18 protein-coding genes are annotated in these 19451 nt (G+C 37.9%); 3 read left to right on the plus strand and 15 right to left on the minus strand.

The window, feature by feature from the left end; all coding sequences use genetic code 11:
- The 3 genes from BW935_RS17180 to BW935_RS17190 form a co-directional block, all read right to left on the minus strand.
- Nucleotides 1-2529, minus strand: a 2529-nt coding sequence (locus BW935_RS17180; protein WP_139325570.1) for a beta strand repeat-containing protein, incomplete at its 3' end; no start/stop codon positions are given.
- Between the two features lie 353 nt (nt 2530-2882).
- Nucleotides 2883-3140, minus strand: coding sequence for a YtxH domain-containing protein (locus BW935_RS17185; RefSeq protein ID WP_076503019.1), 258 nt, complete (start codon nt 3138-3140; stop codon nt 2883-2885).
- Between the two features lie 120 nt (nt 3141-3260).
- Nucleotides 3261-4352 carry a DUF1573 domain-containing protein gene (locus BW935_RS17190; protein WP_076503020.1) on the minus strand — a complete coding sequence of 364 codons (1092 nt, stop codon included), beginning with the start codon at nt 4350-4352 and terminating at the stop codon, nt 3261-3263.
- A 71-nt stretch (nt 4353-4423) separates the two neighbouring features.
- Here BW935_RS17190 and trpS point away from each other — a divergent pair, with 71 nt between their 5' ends.
- Nucleotides 4424-5395, plus strand: a complete 972-nt coding sequence (gene trpS, locus BW935_RS17195) for a tryptophan--tRNA ligase (RefSeq protein WP_076503021.1) — start codon at nt 4424-4426, stop codon at nt 5393-5395.
- A gap of 148 nt (nt 5396-5543) precedes the next feature.
- On the opposite strand, the gene BW935_RS17200 is transcribed toward trpS, so the two are convergent.
- The gene (locus tag BW935_RS17200; protein ID WP_076503022.1) at nt 5544-5966 is read right to left on the minus strand and encodes a hypothetical protein; all 423 of its coding nucleotides are present in this window, start codon (nt 5964-5966) and stop codon (nt 5544-5546) included.
- 252 nt (nt 5967-6218) lie between these two features.
- Between BW935_RS17200 and BW935_RS17205 the strand changes: the two genes are divergently transcribed.
- Nucleotides 6219-6842, plus strand: coding sequence for a fasciclin domain-containing protein (locus BW935_RS17205; RefSeq protein ID WP_076503023.1), 624 nt, complete (start codon nt 6219-6221; stop codon nt 6840-6842).
- Between the two features lie 282 nt (nt 6843-7124).
- Here the strand turns inward: BW935_RS17205 and BW935_RS17210 are convergent, their stop codons facing one another.
- The 11 genes from BW935_RS17210 to BW935_RS17260 form a co-directional block, all read right to left on the minus strand.
- Complete coding sequence (locus BW935_RS17210; protein ID WP_076503024.1) at nt 7125-8804, minus strand: AMP-binding protein; 1680 nt, start codon at nt 8802-8804, stop codon at nt 7125-7127.
- Between the two features lie 193 nt (nt 8805-8997).
- Nucleotides 8998-10155: an acyl-CoA dehydrogenase family protein gene (locus BW935_RS17215; protein WP_076503025.1), complete on the minus strand. Its 1158-nt coding sequence runs from the start codon at nt 10153-10155 to the stop codon at nt 8998-9000.
- Between the two features lie 264 nt (nt 10156-10419).
- Complete coding sequence (locus tag BW935_RS17220) at nt 10420-11958, minus strand: M20/M25/M40 family metallo-hydrolase (RefSeq protein ID WP_076503026.1); 1539 nt, start codon at nt 11956-11958, stop codon at nt 10420-10422.
- Nucleotides 11959-12108: 150 nt separating this feature from the next.
- Nucleotides 12109-12702 carry a DUF3244 domain-containing protein gene (locus BW935_RS17225; protein ID WP_076503052.1) on the minus strand — a complete coding sequence of 198 codons (594 nt, stop codon included), beginning with the start codon at nt 12700-12702 and terminating at the stop codon, nt 12109-12111.
- A 381-nt stretch (nt 12703-13083) separates the two neighbouring features.
- The gene (locus tag BW935_RS17230; RefSeq protein WP_076503027.1) at nt 13084-13599 is read right to left on the minus strand and encodes an acyl-CoA thioesterase; all 516 of its coding nucleotides are present in this window, start codon (nt 13597-13599) and stop codon (nt 13084-13086) included.
- A 6-nt stretch (nt 13600-13605) separates the two neighbouring features.
- Complete coding sequence (locus tag BW935_RS17235; protein ID WP_245802735.1) at nt 13606-15285, minus strand: OmpA family protein; 1680 nt, start codon at nt 15283-15285, stop codon at nt 13606-13608.
- A gap of 25 nt (nt 15286-15310) precedes the next feature.
- A complete protein-coding gene (locus BW935_RS17240) occupies nt 15311-16282 on the minus strand; it encodes a deoxyhypusine synthase family protein (RefSeq protein WP_076503029.1) in 972 nt (323 codons plus the stop codon).
- A gap of 103 nt (nt 16283-16385) precedes the next feature.
- On the minus strand, nt 16386-16991 hold the full coding sequence (locus BW935_RS17245) for an OmpH/Skp family outer membrane protein (RefSeq protein ID WP_076503053.1): 606 nt from the start codon (nt 16989-16991) through the stop codon (nt 16386-16388).
- Between the two features lie 95 nt (nt 16992-17086).
- A complete protein-coding gene (locus tag BW935_RS17250; protein WP_076503030.1) occupies nt 17087-17347 on the minus strand; it encodes a hypothetical protein in 261 nt (86 codons plus the stop codon).
- A 1-nt stretch (nt 17348) separates the two neighbouring features.
- Nucleotides 17349-18251 carry a histone deacetylase family protein gene (locus BW935_RS17255; RefSeq protein ID WP_076503031.1) on the minus strand — a complete coding sequence of 301 codons (903 nt, stop codon included), beginning with the start codon at nt 18249-18251 and terminating at the stop codon, nt 17349-17351.
- A gap of 62 nt (nt 18252-18313) precedes the next feature.
- Nucleotides 18314-18883 carry a hypothetical protein gene (locus tag BW935_RS17260; RefSeq protein WP_076503032.1) on the minus strand — a complete coding sequence of 190 codons (570 nt, stop codon included), beginning with the start codon at nt 18881-18883 and terminating at the stop codon, nt 18314-18316.
- Between the two features lie 126 nt (nt 18884-19009).
- Here BW935_RS17260 and BW935_RS17265 point away from each other — a divergent pair, with 126 nt between their 5' ends.
- Nucleotides 19010-19447, plus strand: a complete 438-nt coding sequence (locus BW935_RS17265; RefSeq protein ID WP_076503033.1) for an AlbA family DNA-binding domain-containing protein — start codon at nt 19010-19012, stop codon at nt 19445-19447.
- Nucleotides 19448-19451 lie beyond the last annotated feature (4 nt).

A 19451-nucleotide genomic window follows, 5' to 3' on the forward strand; every position in this document is an offset into this window, starting at 1 on the left:
TCCACCCGGTCCTGTTACACTTACTGTTGCTGGCTCAATCGCTGAACCTGTATATGTGAATGGTCCGCCGTTGATAGTCACTACTGTGGTCGTAGATGCTTTACCAATCTCGAAGTCTTCACTATCACTGCTTGGAAGATAGTTGTCATCTCCTTCGTAGTCGTAGCTAGCTGTCGCAGTTCCTGCATTGATATTGTTGGAGTAAACCGCATCAGGTGTCAGATTCAATCCGCCCGGTCCAGTAACACTTACAGTTGCCGGTTCAATCGCCGAACCTGTATAAGTAAACGGTCCGCCGTTGATCGTCACAACTGTTGTCGTTGCAGCCTTGTCAATCGTAAAGTCTTCGCTGTCGCTGCTTGGCAGATAATTGTCATCTCCTGCATAGCTGTAGCTAGCCGTGGCCGTGCCTGCATTGATGTTGTTTGCATAATCAGCAGTTGGAGTCAGATCCAATCCGCCCGGGCCGGTTACACTTACCGTGGCAGGCTCGATGGCAGATCCTGTATAAGTAAACGGTCCACCGTTGATCGTCACAACTGTTGTCGTTGCAGCCTTGTCAATCGTAAAGTCTTCGCTGTCGCTGCTTGGTAGGTAATTAGCATCTCCTGCATAGCTGTAGCTAGCCGTGGCCGTGCCAGCATTGATGTTGTTTGCATAATCAGCAGTTGGAGTCAGATCCAATCCGCCCGGGCCGGTTACACTTACCGTGGCAGGCTCGATGGTAGATCCTGTATAAGTAAACGGTCCACCGTTGATGGTTACCGTGGTAACTGTTGTGGCTTTGCCGATTTCAAAGTCCTCGCTGTCGCTGCTTGGCAGATAATTGTCATCTCCTGCATAGCTGTAGCTTGCCGTGGCTGTGCCAGCATTGATGTTGTTTGCATAGTCAGCGGCTGGAGTCAAGTCCAATCCGCCCGGTCCGGTCACACTTACCGTGGCAGGCTCGATGGCAGATCCGGTGTAGGTAAACGGTCCGCCGTTGATGGTTACCGTGGTAACTGTTGTGGCTTTGCCGATTTCAAAGTCTTCGCTGTCGCTGCTTGGAAGATAGTTGTCATCTCCTTCGTAGTCGTAGCTAGCTGTCGCAGTTCCTGCATTGATATTGTTGGAGTAAACCGCATCAGGTGTCAGATTCAATCCGCCCGGGCCGGTTACACTTACTGTTGCTGGCTCAATCGCTGAACCTGTATATGTGAATGGTCCGCCGTTGATAGTTACTACTGTAGTGGACGGTGCCTTTTCTATATTTGCTAATGAAGTCTCGACCGATGTAAGAATATAATTTCCCGCATCCACTCCAGTAAGAGTTGCTCCCGATAAGGTTACAACTTTATTGTCTCCTGCATTTGCATCCGAAAAAGTAGCAGTTCCTCCATCAAGAGTTACAATATCGCCAGAAACAATCCCAATTAATGCTCTATTAGATATAATAGCTTCATTATTTCCATCGTAAACCTTATTATCAGCCGTGAAATTACCTGTGATTTCTTTCTGTTCAACAGTCAACACCGATCCTGTACTATTTTCCTTAGGAACTGCCAACAAACCAGTATCACCAGCAAATGACGTAGTAATATCATAAGTCCCAACATTCAATTTCCCTAGTATAGGTACACTAGTCAAATCAAGGGTCAAAGAAGCTACACCACTTGCATTGGTAACTCCCGTACCTACAGCAGTACCATCCAAATAAAATGTAATGGTTTTACCTGAAATACTTGTCGATGTTTGGTAATTGGAATAAAAAGTAGATGTAAGTGTCACAGAACTACCATAAATCGCTGATTCATTGCTTGAAATTAAAGCCCCGTAATTGGCAGTAATTGTTCTATCATTAGCTACATTAGCTGCTCCACTATTAAAAATTGTCAACGTGTCTGTTTTGGACGTCACTTGAGCACCGCCTGTTGTACTATAATTAAGAATTTGGTACTTGATTCCTCCATTAGTTAAAGGATTAGTAATGTAGGTGAAATCTACTTCTCTACTATTAGCACCTCCACTTGTATTTGAAATACCGACAACGATTTGGCCATCTTTATCACCTCCTTGTGGAAGATTTCCGCTAACTGTCCATTCAACATCAACCAATTGGCCGTTAGGTAATCCTGAGGTGGAGAAAGTAAAATTACCATCAGTAAAATAAGCCAAAGCCACTTGTCCTGTTGTCATTCCCTTAGCATGCAGAGTGAAAGCTACACCCAAATGCCGTTCAAGAATAGGAAAAAGAATGGTGAAATTTCCATCTTCATCTACTGCGATATCATGGTAATCATGAATATGATCAACAAATGGATCCTCTATAAAATGAAGATCGACAACTGAATCATAAATCCATCCTGTACCAGTAATGATAGCAGTCTCACCTGGCAAATAATCATCTTTATCCGTGGTAACGCTTGGAAGCGTCGAAGCTGTGTAAGGGGTCACTATGGGAGGGTTACCTCCATAGGTTTCTTGAGCTTGAACTGGATGATATAAATATCCAACCAAAGTAAAGATTAAGAGTAGAAGTTTTGATTTCATATCTTGGGTGTTAAAAGTTTAAAATACTTTTTAAAGTGTAAAGCAGTTTATTAGCCTTTAAATGATGTTTTTAACCAATAAAATGTATTACATGGTAAATTAAATGTATTTCACATTTATAAAAAAGCTTTTTAAAAATTATTTTACCTAAAATATCAAAATTTTATATAGACGGAATGCTATTTATTGAAATAATATTTTATTTTTTGGAATATTTTTAACATATAAAAAACTATATATAATACTTTTAAACTTATTTTAAGACTATATAGATTATTTTGGATAAATAATATAAAAAAAATAAGGTAGTCTATTTCAAGACTACCTTCATACTTTACAAGTATAAGACATTTTCACTTGGCAAGTTTCTCAGCTTCGGCTTTTGCTTTCTTGGCCAGTTTGTCTACTTCTTGACTCGCTTCATTTACTTTTTTGTTAAGACCATCAATGAAGCCACTCACTTTACCATTTACTTCATCAAGATACGCACTGCCTTTCTTGCCTAATTTTTTTCTTGTATTGACACCCTTGTCTGGAGCGATCAAAATACCAACCTGTACACCGACTGCAGCACCAAGAAGTGCTCCTAAAAGAAATTTTGTAGAACTCATATCATTATTTGTTTTGAGTGAAAAGAAAATTAAAAGCGGTCTGCAAGATCTTTTTCCTGCTAAATGACCATATTTAAACAAACGAAAACTATGCCACAAAGTTCCTTGTCTAGCATTTCTTTATTTGATGGTACTTTTCACTATGATGGTTCTCACAGGGTTGACAGGGTCATTGGAAAAAATCGTAATATGCTTATGATCTATCCCTCTCCTACCCTTAGGATCAAAGGTAAATTCCAAGTCTGTAGATTCATTGGGTTGAATGAGTAAAGACTCCAAGTTGATTAATACGCAATCACAATTACCCACTACTTTTCTAATCTGCAAAGGCTCTCCTCCTTGATTAGTTAATTTAACCTTCCTTTTGACAATTTGATTGGCTCGGATATCCTTGAGGTCAATTTCTACATCTTGAATTCCCAAGCGGGGTACATTTTGCATCATGCTCTTTGGAATGGGTTCAAAGTACTCAAAAATATTTGCTAGCAATTTAATTGAAACAGGTTCATCCATCCCTTCAAAATTCAAAATTAAGTCATCTGATACAAAACCAAAATCAGCCCTATCAGCTCCATTATAAGCTATTTCAATTAAACCTCTCTGATCTGGGCCTATTACTTCTGGGAACAAGCTCAAATCAATAAAATCACTGCTTGAAGCATTTGACATCAGTCTGAGACTATCGACTCCGAAATTATATATCTCCACCAATTTTATCTTTGCTTCATTGGTATACACATTCCCCATATTGATAGCGGGAAGTCTAAAGCCAACATTTTTCACTTGATGTGCATATGCAGCCATCAGATCATCTGGCAAGGGTATATTATTCCCTTGAAGGTAAAGCGTATCTCCATAGATGTCTTGGTTAGTTCTGACCACAATCAACTTTGTAAAGGGACCACCCCTATGGTCAGGCTCATAACTGATCTTGACACTTCCTACTTTACTTTGAAAAATGGTGTCTTGAGAAAACTCTACTGTAGTACAACCACAATCTGTAATTACATCAGAGATCAAAATCAAAGAATCTGATTGATTCAAACCCAAAAACTCTACTTCGATTTTACCATTTTCCTCGAAAACTGTCCCTATATCAATTGTTCTATTTTCCCAAAACAAAAGCTGACGCTCAATCACCTGTGCCTCAATGGGCAATGCATTGATCATTAGGAATAAAGCGAAAAGCAGATAAAACTTATGTGTATTCATGTAGGCAAATAACGGCAAAATTCACACGAATTGTACCCATATTTATTTAATTTGCGCCAAAATTCTGAGAAATGGCTAGAGTATTGACAGGTATACAAAGTTCGGGAAGGCCTCACCTAGGCAATATCCTCGGGGCTATAGTCCCTGCTATCGAACTCACTAAGAAAGAAAAAGGAGAGTCTTTTATATTTATTGCAGATTTTCATTCTCTCACTACCATCAAAGATGGAGCCCTGAGAAAGGAAAACACCTTGGCAGTGGCGGCAGCTTGGTTGGCTTTTGGCTTGGATATTTCCAAAACAGTTTTCTATAGACAATCACAAATTCCAGAAGTTGCTGAGTTGACCTGGTATTTGAGCTGCTTCACTCCTTTTCCGATGTTGGCCAATGCACACAGTTTCAAGGATAAGTCTGATAGGCTAGCGGATGTAAATGCTGGACTTTTTACTTATCCAGTATTGATGGCTGCGGACATTTTGCTCTATAGTGCCAATTTGGTCCCTGTCGGAAAAGATCAATTGCAACACTTGGAAATTACCAGGGACATTGCGAGCACGGTAAACAGGCAATTGGAAGCAGAAATATTTACCATTCCAGAAGCGAGAATCAGTGAATCTGTGATGATCATTCCTGGAACCGATGGTCAAAAGATGAGCAAGTCTTATAACAATTACATAGATATCTTTCTTCCAGAAAAGCAATTGAAGAAAAATATCAATAGCATTGTCACAGATAGCACACCTCTAGAGGAGCCAAAAGACCCTGATACTTGTAATGTCTATAAGCTTTATAGCTTGATAGCAGATGAGACAGCTACTTTGGCATTAAGAGAAAAATACCTTGCTGGTAATTTTGGTTATGGTCATGCAAAGAAGGAGTTTCTAGACCTAATCCTCAGCAAGTTTCAAAAAGAAAGAGAAGCTTTCGATTACTACATGTCCAATCCAAAGGAATTGGAAGCAAAATTGGCAGCAGGTGAAGCCAAGGCGAGAACCGAAGCTCAAAAAATCTTAGAGCAAATTAGGGGAAAATTAGGTTTCTAATCAAAAATGCCTGAAGTCAATCACTTCAGGCATTTTTAATTTGGTGAAGGGTTACAATTGATTAACTATTGAATGCTCATTCACTAATCACAAATTAACTCAATTACTGTTATCCAATATTGTTATCCAATTAACTTAATAACTAAACCTATCTAGCTCTCCAAAGATCTTTGAGAGACACACCATTGATTTGCATCACAAATCTAGTAGGATTAGGAATAATTACGATTCTTACATCTTGGTTTTCAAACTGATCAGACTCTACAGGGACTCCTTGAGGGCCTTTTACCTCGTAGGAGATCACCCCATTTGCATCTGGCAACATGGGCACATACGAATTCGCCAAATAAGCAGAAGGCAATAATACATCATTGTCAGATTGAAGCAATTTGTATATTTTCTCTAATTCAGATTCCAATTCATCTCCATACTCTTCATTGAAATCATCCTCCAAATCATGAAGCTCCTCTTCAATATCATCATAGCGCTCGTCTGCATAGGTGATTTTACTCAACTCGATTCTCTTCTCCACTATGGCAGTGAGGTCTTGGTCTAATTTCTTTAAATCCATTGATAATTCTTGTTTTCCAATTAAAATACGAAGGTATTGATTCTGATTAGCCTTTCCAAAGATTGAGTTGATTAAGGATAATCTGAAGACTCAAGCACAATCATTTATCAAATAATTTACTTTTTTAGGTAAATCTCCCTAAAAACAAAGGATTATTTGGTCATTTCTCAAAAGATTTTGAATAAATATTTTTTGAAATGCATTTTTATATTATCTTTCATCAGTTTTATTACTACCAAATCCATTTGAATAATGCACAACACCCTAACCAAAAGACTCAGAGCCGGGATGGCTTTGGTCTTCGCCGCTGTGATTGCGGTCACGTTCTCCTGTACCTCAGTTGAAGAACAACCTACCTTAGACGAAAATGCTCTCTTTAAGAAGGCATTTTTGGAAGAACTAGAAAACCTCCAATTCCCAACTGATCCAAATGCAAGAGCGAACAATGCCATGCCTTCAGTGCAGGTAACCTTAGCAGCTTTGAGAGCTACAGACAATTGGGTTCCAGCAGTAAAGGACAGAGCAACAGTCTTTATGGCAACAGACGAGGCCTATGCATTAATGGATATTACCCCAAGAAATGTAAACCAAAACCTTGATTTGGTAATGGCCGCCATTGGTAATCAAGTGATCTCTGGAAAGAAATTTTCGGGTAATCAATTACTCGAAATTCAAGGTGAAGCAAATTTATTGTCATTTCTTTATGATGCACCTACTAGCTTAACAGTGCAAGATGAAAACGGTCAATTGGTCTTACATGATGTATTTGGTCAAAGTGCCAATATCATCAGAACAGACTTCAAAGCAACCAATAGTGTAACCCACTTTATTGACAAAGTCTTGGCACCACAATTTCCTGCTCCTCCAACAGAATAAATTCTAAAATTCATAATAAAAACCCAGCTGATCATCTCAGCTGGGCTTTTTACTTTTAAATATCTGAGTATTCGCTATGTTGTATTTTAGGTAAGAAGATGCGTTACATTTTGCGAATACCCGTCAACAGACGACAACTCTTGCGCCGTGGCGTAGCCTATAGTCAATCAAACTTAAAATTGTACAGCAAACAATCTTTTGTTTGGCTAAGCACAAGAAGGGGGATAAATACACTTTAATATCAATAAATATCAAAATACCATGAACTAGATTAGATCAATATTAACCTAATGTCTTCTCGTGATTTTCTTTGATCTTTCTTCTCAATATCTTCCCTACATTGGTCTTGGGTAGCTCATCAGCAAAATAGACTTCACGAGGTACTTTATAATTGGTCAGGTTTTCCTTGGTATAAGTGATGATTTCTTCTTCTGTGATGGATTTATCTTTAGGCACCACATAGGCCACTACTTTTTCTGTAGACTTATCATCTGGCATGCCTATTACTCCTACTTCCAATACTTTTGGATGCGAAGCGATTACATTTTCTACTTCATTTGGATAGACATTGAATCCAGAGACAAGGATCATTTCCTTCTTCCGATCTACGATTTTCACAAATCCATCTTCGTCAATAACTGCAATATCACCAGTCTTGAACCAATCTCCATCCATGACTTTCTCGGTCTCGTCCGGTCTATTCCAATAGCCCTTCATGACTTGAGGACCTTGAATGCACAACTCCCCCTTTTCACCAACTCCCAAGACTTTTCCATCATCATCTATGACCTTGACATTGGTGTGTGGAAGAGGAACTCCAATGGTACCAATTCTTTCTGTACCGTCTATAGCATTACAAGTGGCCACTGGAGAGGTCTCCGTCAACCCATAACCCTCTGCAAGTGGAGTGCCCGTCACTTTTTGCCATTTTTCTGCTGTAGCTTTTTGCACAGCCATCCCCCCTCCTACAGCGATCTTCAGAGAAGAAAAATCAAGCTTAGTGAATGCATCTTGATTTAATAATCCATTGAAAAGTGTATTTACGCCAGTGAATACAGTGAATTTATGCTTGGACAATTCTTTGATGAATCCAGGCATATCTCTTGGATTGGTGATCAATACATTGTGAGCGCCAATCTTCATCATTGCAAGACAATTTACAGTCAAAGCAAAAATATGATACAATGGCAAAGCAGTAATGACGACTTCTTCTCTTTCTCTTAGTTTTGGCTTCATCCAAGCTGAGATCTGTTGCATATTAGCTACTATATTGCCATGCGTCAATTCTGCACCTTTGGATACACCTGTGGTGCCACCAGTATATTGCAAATAGGCTGCATCTCCCAAAGTCATTTCTTCCCTTTTGAAACTTGCAGGGTTGGCTGCTGACATGACCTCCTTCCATTTGATTGCTTTTGGTAAATTAAAAGCAGGTACCATCTTTTTAATGTATTTTACTACAAAATTCACAATACCACCTTTTAAGCCTCCAAGCATATCTCCAAGTTCTGTGACTATGACATGTTTTGCAGAGATGTCCTTTTGAATTTTTTCTAAATTAAAAGCAAAATTGGCCAGTATCACAATTGCATCAGCACCAGCATCATTGAACTGATGCTTCATTTCGCTGGCTGTATACAGTGGATTGGTATTCACCACCACCATACCCGCTCTCAATACACCAAACATGGCTACAGGATACTGTAGACAATTTGGCATTTGAATGGCCACGCGATCACCTTTTTTCATCATCAGATTGTTCTGAAGATAAGCTGCAAAGGTTTTTGAAAGTTGGTCAACTTCATTGAATGTAATGGTCTTGCCCATACATTCATAAGCAATTGAATTACCATATTTTTTGACACTTTCTTCAAATAAATCTACAACAGAGGAATAGGCTTTGACATCAATATCCTTATCTACCGCCGAAGGATAAAATTTGTACCAAGGAAAATCTTGCATAAGTTATCTTATATTTTGGGTCAATGAATGATTTAAACAATTTAACCCGAATGATGCATTAGGGTTCGAAATAGAAACTCTATTGCATATTTTGGGTTTAGCTACTAAATATAAAAGAATTATGTTTCTCAGAAAAAATTAAAGCCACTTTGCATCAAACAAAGTGGCTTTTTCATAGCTGAATTTATATTGATCAACTCAAGATCTTTCTAGCGATCAATTCTTTCATGATTTCGTTGGTGCCAGCATAGATTCGCTGCACACGAGCATCAGCATATGCCCTAGCTACTGGATATTCCCACATATAACCATATCCTCCATGCAATTGTACACATTCGTCCGCTACTTCACATTGTAATTCTGTCATCGTGTATTTGGCAGCGGAGGCCATTGCAGAGTCCACTTTTTTGTCATTGTGCAAGAGCACCAATTGATCCATGTAGATTCTAGCCATTTCTAACTTCGCGGACATCTCTGCCAACTTGAATCTGGTATTCTGAAAATCCGCAACCGTCTTACCGAAAGCAGGTCTTTGTTTCACGTAATCAATCGTCGCTTGATAGGTACTCTCTGCCAATGCCAAGGCTGCAAGGGCTACCACCAATCTTTCTTGTGCAAGTTCTGTCATCAGGTATTTGAAACCCTCACCTACTTTACCAAGGAGATTTTCTTTAGGTACTTTCACATCTTCGAAAAACAATTCACAAGTGTCTTGCGCATGTAACCCTACTTTTTCGAAAGGAACTCCTTTACTAAATCCCTCCATGGTGGTATCTACCAAAAACAAACTGATACCTTTAGCACCTAAGCTTGAATCAGTCTTGGCAGCCACTACTACCAAGTCACAGAGATAGCCATTGGTAATAAAAGTTTTGGATCCATTGATCAAATAGTGATCACCCATATCTTGAGCAGTGGCTTTGATATTTTGCAAATCACTACCAGCGCCAGGCTCAGTCATGGCCACCGCAGAGATCATTTCTCCAGAAATCATTTTAGGGATGTATTTGCTTTTGGCAACCTCAGTACCATAGTGATGAACGTACGGGAATACAATCTCGCTATGCAAAGGATAACCGATCGCAGGTCCAGAACATCCACTTAATCCAAGTTCTTCAATAAATAAGGCAGCATACCTGAAATCTTCAATGCCCATACCTCCAAACTCTTCTGGAGCAGAGAGACATAAAAAACCATTTTCACCTAATCCTTTCCAAGACTCTTTGGATACCATTTTATTTTTTTCCCACTCTGCATTATGGGGAGTGATTTCTTTGGCTATGTAATCTCTTACAGACTGTCTGAACATCTCATGTTCTTCTGTAAATATCGTTCTTGGCAATCCTTGCATGTTATTATTGGGTTAATTCTGATTCAGTTTAAAAGAGAGTTCGAATATACCAATATTCTAAGCTTCCACAAATAGTAATCTCTTTTAGAATATTTTGTTTTAACAAAAAATACTGGCTCAAACCAAATTTTTAATCTTTTCAAAAGCTTTATCCTTATTAACATGAAGTGAAATTTAAATTTTCCAATCAAGAGATTTGAATAGTTTTGATTTTTAAAAAAGCCTTATAAAAAAAAGGGAGATTCTTCAACCTCCCTCTTCTTTTTAGTTCCAAGGTTTCCTTGGTAATTTCTGATCTCTTTGTGCTGTGTTATAAACCATCGCTGCTACGATAATTGCAGCCTGAGTCATATCACCTTGTTGCATTCTTTCATATAGATCCATGTTTGTATGGTATCCTCTACCATAGTCGATCGGGTCTTGAATAAACTGAAAACCAGGTACACCCACTGCATCAAATGCCACGTGGTCTGTAGAACCGGTATTTCTTCTTGTAATGGTTTTTGCTCCCATTTCATGGAAAGGCTCAAACCATTTTTCAAATACAGGAACCAGTTGATCATTACCTTCCAAGTAGATGCCTCTGATTTTTCCAGAACCATTATCTACATTGTAATAAGCAGAAATTTTATCCCACTCACCTTTTTTATCTTTGGTCTGTCTGTCTGCTACATATTTCTGTACATATCCTCTAGAGCCATAGAGCCCTTGCTCTTCTTCACCCCAAAGCGCAATTCTAATGGTTCTTTTTGGCTGCACGCCAAGAGTTTTTAATATTCTGATGGCTTCCATCATTACAGCAACACCAGCAGCATTGTCATTAGCGCCTGTTCCTGCATGCCAGCTATCTAAATGTGCTCCTAGCATGACCAACTCAGGCTTCAAAGTCTTATCAGTTCCTGGAATTTCAGCTAAGACATTATAGCCCTTGTAATCATCATCTAGCCATTCTACTTCGATTTCAGCATCGATAGTAACCTTGTGACCATTCTTAATTAATCGCTCAATTCTACCAAAATGCTCTAATGCGATCTCCATTTCTGGCATCGTTTTTCTCTTATCTGTACTGTAAGAACCTGCTCTGGTATGGAATACAGTTCCGAAGTTACCTCTAGTACCCGTAAGTCTAAGGGCAATTCCTTCTTCCATCAAGAATTCGTTTACTTTCGCATCTAAGGCTCTTGTAGCTCTCATTTGCTCCATTTGTTGAGGAGTCCATCTTGCACCACCTCCACCGCCGATAGCAATTACTTTTCTAGCTTCAAGTTCTTCGTCGGTTAGTCTTCTTGCTTCTGCTTCAAATGCTGGTGAAATAGACAATGTAGTAGGTACAATGATCACCTTTCCTGCTAACTTCCCTTTATACTTTTCAATATCAGCTTCTGACTGAATATCTACCAAAACCACTTCAGAAGACACCAATCCATTTGTACCATCTGTCCAAGCTTTTGGGTGGCCTATGATAGATGCATAATAAGGATCTTTCATAGCGATGTAAGATTTCTTCACGTCCCATCCTCTACCAAAATCTCCGTAAGAGTCAATACGCACATTTTCAAGACCCCATTCTTTGAATTTATCTGCTGTCCACTGACGTGCCCTTCTTAAGTTTGATGAACCAGAAAGCCTAGGCCCCATCAAGTCAGTAAGATGAAAAGAAAGGTCTTGGATTTGAGAATTTCTCAAGCCTTCATTTTTGATTTTGTACATCATCTCTAGGTCTACTTGCTCCTGAGCTACAGCAGCAGATGACCATACAAATAATGCTAATACAAGTAATGAAATTTGGTGTTTTAGCCTCATTGCTGATTAATTTTTGTTATATACTGGGATTGTTTTTGAATAATTGAATGTCAAAAATGTAAAAAAAATAACGGTCTAAATAACCGTCAGTGTAAAAAAAGCAAACAAAAAAGGTCTCAGATGACTCCAAGACCTTATTTTGTGTGATAGTTAAAAATACAGGTTCTTTTGTCTTCCCTTGATGTCTGTGACCTCCATCACAATAGACTTAGGGTTGATGTCTTTGAGGTGATATACCTTTTGAAAACCCTCGTTTTCATTGATTCTCTCTTGGAATAGAGTTCTCCCAAATTGATTTTTAATCTTCACATCAATTCCAGGTTCTTCCAATCCGAAAACTGTTAATTTCACTTTGTTTGATGCTAGCACTTTACCTGATGCCATCAAAGGTAAGGCAATCGGCTGATCTGCTTCTTTGGTTACCACTTTGTACACTGCCTTTCCAACAGTATTTTTCTTTTCCAAACTAGCTATTTCAACCGTGTAGTTTCCAGCGGGTAAGTTAGAAAGGTCGAAAGGAACTCGAGTGGAACTTTTTAGGAAGAGTGTCTGAGAATGAAGTCTTTTGCCTTTTTCATCTTCAATGGCCAAGCGAACTTTTCCTAATGATTCATCCAGAGAGACCACTATGGATTTTTCGGAGACTTTTACATGTGAAGCAGCTTTTACATTCATTGTTCCTTCATTGGCAAAGCCACTTGTTACTAAACTAAGGGCTAGTGCGATTGTGAATAGTGTTTTCATAATTTTATCATTTATTGGTTTTGTTTGTCGGTATGGTATAGCCATGTTCTGTACCAATAAATTTTCAGACATTAGAATGAAAAGCGAATTTGAGTAAACAGACGGTTAATAAATAGAGTCAAAATTAAAATTCGGAGCTATCAAATATCCTAAATACTGTTTCATTTTCAAGTCAAGTTGCTGTCCAACTGTACGCATCTGATACAAAAAATCACACCTAAGCTTAAATTTAAACTTTTTAAAAGGTTGCATTCAAAAGTTTAAAAATTTGAAAATATTTATTTAAAAAAATTTTCTTTGCTATTATCTAAATTAAATACTAAAAAAACCTGTCCATAATTGAACAGGTTTTTTCTAAAAACGATCAATTTCGAATAAATATCACAAACCTTGTAGCTTGATTTTCAGCTGCTTTACTCTTTCTGAAATACTCAAATTAGCAATATCAAAATTCTCTGAGGTTGCTTTTAGAAATTCTAAGACTGCCCCACTATGGTCTGTAGATTTACCTTCCTTAACTGTCACGTAGCGCATGGTAGTCCACAATAAAGTTTTCAACTCCCTTTTCGTATCATCTGTCATGTAATACTCTACCACTACTGTATTGTGATTGTGCCATAAAATACGGCTTCTGATCCTTACCCATTCCCCAACTTTTGCTGGCCGGACATAAGAGATATTATGATTGTAAACTACCCAGGCGGCTTTATATTTTTGAATAAAATCAATCATTTCTACGCCATACAGTTTTGGAACTTGATCCTCTCTGGCATTGAAGAAGTAATCAAAATACTTCGCATTATTCAAATGCTGCAAAGGGTCACAATCTTGAAAGCGGATTACAACCCTACTTTCTGTCTCTTTTGGATAATGCTTTTCTGGGTTATATTCAAACATTTCTAGCTAGTTTAATCTGTCTATGATCATTTCCACTCTTCTATTTTGGGCTTTGCCATCTTCTGTAGCATTATCGGCTACTGGTCTACTTCCTCCCCAGCCCGCTATACGAATTCGCTCAAAGTCTATCCCTTTCAGAGTCAGGTAGCCTCTAATCTTGGAAGCTCTCTGCATAGAGAGCTCTTTATTTAATTGGGGATCACCTACATTGTCTGTATGCCCTTCTAGTCTGATCCTGACATTTGCATTGCCTCTTAAGAAATCCACTAATTCATCTAATTGGGAAATAGATTTGGCATCAGCAAAATCGGAGGTTCCCCTATTAAATTGAATGTTATCTAAAACAATCGTAGAACCCGAAGCTAAAGGTTGAAGTGCAATGATCAATTCATTATCAATGCTGTTAGGATCTGCTACTAAGGATGGAATATAATTTTCACTACTTACGGAAAACGATACTACTTGTCCAGCATCTAGAGCTGCCCATAACTCTTCTTGATTGGCAGCAGTCTTTTTGAAACCTTGCGCATTCGTATAGACTAGTGTGAAAGGTAAAATCTCTTTGGTTTGTTGATCGATTACTTTTAAAAATCTCTGTTTTTCCGGTTTTATTTCTTCGACAATCACAGGCTTTATGCTATCCACTGGTATGATGGCTTGTGTGTCACCCACTACGACTGTACTGGCTTTTGAAAGTGATTCTTTATCAATAATCGAATCATTTGATACTTCTAGCTGATTAATTTTCAAATCTTTACCATCGTCTACTTTATCTAAAACTTTAGCAACAGATTCCCAATTTTCTTGTTGATGCGTAATCATCAATATATCTCCAAAACCTTCGGAATTTTGAGTACTTGTATAAAAAGCAAGACTCTTATCTTGATCAAATATCACATAGCTCAATTCTGCACCTTCGGTATTGATTTGTCCTAATGGCTCGGGTTCAGACCAGGAAGTCCATGAATCTGCATCTAATCTTTGTGCAGTGTAAATATCTCTACCCCTACCAGAGATGTTTGAGTTTGAAGCAAAATAGATCCTCTTCAAATCTGAGGAAATAGAAGGTGTCAATTCTTGAGAAAAGGTATTGACATCCGAACCCAAATTGATTGGTGAAGACCAAACGCCCTCTCTAATTTCTTCAGAAATATAAATGTCTTCATTACCATACGAGCCAAATGAATTCATGGCCATGATGATCACTTTTTTGTCTTGACTCAATCTACCACTGAAATGCGTTCCTTGATTCCTGAAATTCCCCATTTCTAAAGGTCTTACATAATTCCATTCTGAACCGAATCTAGCGTATTGATGGATGCCTTGTCGCATTTTGATGCCATCTCCACTATGGTAGACATAAGCAGTCAATGCATCGGGAAACCCCAGTAGCACATCATTACCAGAAGTAGATAAGCTTTTGACATGCATGGGTTTTTCCCACGCTCCAGAAGTGGCTTGCTTAGCCATCCATATATCTCCAAAATCTGTAGCACCTCCTAAATTCTCAGGATGAAAACCTACAGAGAAAAATAATTCTCCATTAGGAGAAATTACGGGGTGTTGTTCGTCATAGGGTGTATTGATTGAAGTCAAAGATGAAATCTCTTGGCCTATCAAACTAGTACTAAATGAAAAAGCAAGCAGTAAAAAACTGCTTGCTCCAAAAATGTATTTATTCATCATTTTAATCATAATTGATCAACATCAATTATTGATCCAAAACAATCGCAAAAACCAATGGTGCAACGATTGTTGCATCTGATTCGATGATATATTTTGGCGTATCAATCCCTAATTTACCCCACGTGATTTTTTCGTTTGGAACTGCACCTGAATAAGAACCATAGGAAGTAGTGGAGTCAGAAATCTGACAGAAATAGCCCCACAATGGAACATTATCTTTTTGCAAATCTTGATGCAGCATAGGAACCACACAAATAGGGAAGTCACCGGCAATACCACCTCCGATTTGGAAGAAGCCTACGGTACTTTGCTCTGTTGCATTTTTCTGATACCAATCCGCCAAAAACATCATGTATTGAATACCTCCTTTAACTGTATGTACATCTTTGATGTCACCAGAGATTACGTGACCTGCATACATATTTCCTAGCGTAGAATCTTCCCATCCAGGAACAATGATTGGGAGATTTTTCTTAGCAGCTTCAAGCAACCAGCTATTTTTTGGATCAATTTGGAATGACTTATCCAATTTTCCAGAAAGTAATATTTTATAGAAAAACTCGTGAGGGAAGTAAGCTTCACCAGCTTGATCTGCTTTCATCCATTCTTCTAAGATGACATTTTCAATCCTTCTCATGGCTTCCATTTCTGGAATGCAAGTATCTGTCACGCGATTCATGTGACGCTCGAGCAAGTCATTTTCTTGTTCTGGAGAAAGGTCTCTATAATTTGGTATACGTTCATAATAGTCGTGTGCCACTAGATTAAAGACATCTTCTTCTAAGTTTGCACCAGTACAGGTAATGATTTGCACTTTATCTTGACGGATCATTTCGGCCAAAGAAATACCAAGCTCGGCAGTTGACATAGCGCCTGCAAGTGTCACCATCATTTTACCACCATTATCAATATGTGCTTTGTAGCCTTCTGCTGCATCAATAAGAGCTGCTGCGTTGAAATGCCTGTAATTATGTTTTAAAAATTCTGTGATTTTCATTTGTTACTAGTTTGATTTAAAGGAGTACAAAAGTATCAATTTATACAACATGAAAAAAGCCCAGCTATAACTGGGCTTTTGATACTATATAAGCATTTATTTCTTATTTATTGCCAGCTGATTTAGAAGCAGCATATTTAGCATTTAAGCCCGCAGTTACTTTATCAGTAATATCAAGTGATTTTTTAGAATACCATACAGCACCACCCCTTGTATAGGAAAGGATCATTTCTAAATCATTCTCTTCGGCATACTCCGTCAAATACTCCTGGATTCTGTCGATCACATCACTATATAGTTGAGATTCGTCAGACTGTAATTCCTGCATCAAATTATCTCTGTACGTCACCAAGTTTCTTTCTTTCTTCATCAAATCCTCCTGCTTGGCTCTAGCTTGGTTAGGGGTCATGGTGCCTGCAGTTTGTTCAAAGTTTTGAACCTCTTGTTCAAATCCTCTAGCTCTGCTACCTAATTCAGACTCAAATTTTCTTCCCTTCTCAGTGATTTCACCCGATTTTTCCTTGAACAAATCGAAATTAGCTATCACACTGTCCGTTAGTATGTAAGCGATTTTAAGATCTGAAATGCTTACTTCTGAGTTAGCTTCAGCTTCTGAATTACTTGGAGTGGTGGTTCCTGAATTGTTACAGGCGGAAAATACAATTGTCGCAAATCCCAATACGCCTAATACTTTTGATAATTTCTTCACGTTGATTATTTGTTGTTTTAGATTGGCGCAAATATAAACAAAGAATTTTTTGTTCAAATCAATCTCCAAATTGAGTTTGTTAATTTCAGTTAAAACTATTTTTTACTTCTTTTATTCTTCTTTTTTCCCTTTGAAGATAGCTTGTTTTTGTAGACTGTGGCTTTACCGAAGATTGAAAGACCTGCAAAAAAAAACACCAAAGCACAAGTACCCATCAAAAACCAAGAAACCCAGTCTTGACCCGATGATTTCAAGATAACAGCGTCTCCAAATAGACTAAGACCAAAGCCCATAAGTAGAATTCCAAATACTGCATGATATAGCCACTTCTTCTTCAAATCTTTTTTCTTGCCCATGTTAGAAATATATGTCTTGTGCCAAGCGATAAGTATTGGCATGTGCTTCTATGATGTCAGCTATTTTAGGAGAATAACCACCTCCCATACAGCACATGACTGGAATTTGGTGGCGCTTAGCTGATTCTAATACAATTCGATCACGTTCTTTGCATCCTAGGATGCTCATGCCCAACCTCCCCAATTTATCAGATGCTAACACATCTACCCCACACTGATATATGATAAAATCTGGTGCTACTTTATCAATCAATGGTTCTAGGTTTTGATTCAGAATTTTGAGGTAGCCATCATCACCTATTCCGTCAGGTAAACCTATATCAAGATCTGATCTTTCTTTATGCATTGGATAGTTGGAAGCTCCATGCATACTAAATGTAAAAACGTTTTCTTGATTTTGGAATATTTCAGCAGTTCCATAGCCCTGATGAACGTCCAAATCGACCACAAGGATTTTTTTAACTAGTCTATTTTCTAACAGGTAGTTAGCGGAAATCGCTATATCATTCAACAAACAAAAGGCTTCTCCTCTATCAGTAAAAGCATGATGGGTACCACCAGCTATATTCATGGCTATTCCATAATCCAGTGCATATAGGCTTGCTTGTACAGAGCCATGCATGATATGAATTTCTCTATCTACGAGTTGCTTACTCAGTGGAAATCCAGTTTTCCTGATTTCAGATTTACTGAGTTGAAGATTTCGAAGTTTTTCGAAATAACTTGATTCATGTGTATTCAAAATCCACTTTTCATCAAGCACCTGAGGTTCAAAAAAATTGCTTGCTGTAACAGTACCCTCATAGAGCAATTGCTCAGGAAGCAGGTCATACTTTTCCATGGGGAACCGATGTCCGTCTGGAAGTGGATGACTATATATTGAGGAGTAGGCTATTTTTAACATCACAAAAAAACGCTTGTTGATTAACAAGCGAATTTGATTGATTGTTGGACAAAATGTATGAATTATTCTTCAAGATCCTCTTCTTCTTCGGACTGAAAAGCGTAAAATGTTTCATCTAATTGGATTGTATCATCATTGAATTCTTTGATAAATTTTTCGATGACCTTATCATCGATGTATTCCACATTCAAAGAAGCATCAAGTCCTATTCCATAATCGTGATGGGTATCAATGTCTATGAATTCTTGAACTTTCACAGTCTCTTCTTCTTCTATTTCCATGATGATTTCGGTAATAAACCAACCAATTTCTTCATCCTCACTACTCAGTGGTTTCAAATTCCCATTTTCATCTTCTTCATATTTGATTCCATTGAAATTAGGGAATTTTTTAGCTGCCTCGTGCTCAGCAAGTTCATAAACTTCTGAAGAATGATGTAACCTTAAGGTGTAAAGTGCAGCATCATAAATAACTTCCTTACCTTCATACATGCCAATGAAAAGAAAATTAACAAATTCATCTGAATTTTCTTCCTCTCCTTCGATTACTTTAAATGACTTGCCTGAAGACGCCAATTCTTTTTTTAGCGCTTCGATGATTTCTGGGTCAAATCCTTCATTACGGTATTTCATATTTAAAAATTTTAGGTTTCAGTGGACAACTTAATACGGAACGCGTTAATATAAAAGCAATATTTTCATATCATTTGACTAATATAAAATTAAGTAATTAATATACAATATTTTAGATTGAAAAAAATGTTTCTACCTATAAAAAACGATGACTTTATCAAAGAACTTTTAAAAAAGGAGGAAGGTCAAACACTGGATTTTAAAAAAACCATTTCGGATTGCTACAAAATTGCAAAAACCTTAGTCGCTTTTGCCAACACATCAGGTGGTGTTATTGCAATTGGTATCAGTGATCAAAAAAAGATTACTGGAGTGGATCCTGAAGAAGAAATCTTTATGATTGAAAAAGCGTCAAGAGAGTATTGCCACCCCCAAATAGCTTATTCAATTGAAGTGTATGAAATAGATTATCTTGAAGAGGAGCAATTAGACGAAGAAATTTCTATCGTATTAATAACAGTCCCGAAAGCTCAGTTCAAACATTATTTAAAAGAAAAATCAGGTAAACTCATCTCTTATATCAGAGATAAAGACGAAAGCTTACCTGAGATTAATCCTTCATGATAAT

This window comes from Belliella pelovolcani, from assembly GCF_900156785.1.
GTDB lineage: Bacteria > Bacteroidota > Bacteroidia > Cytophagales > Cyclobacteriaceae > Belliella > Belliella pelovolcani.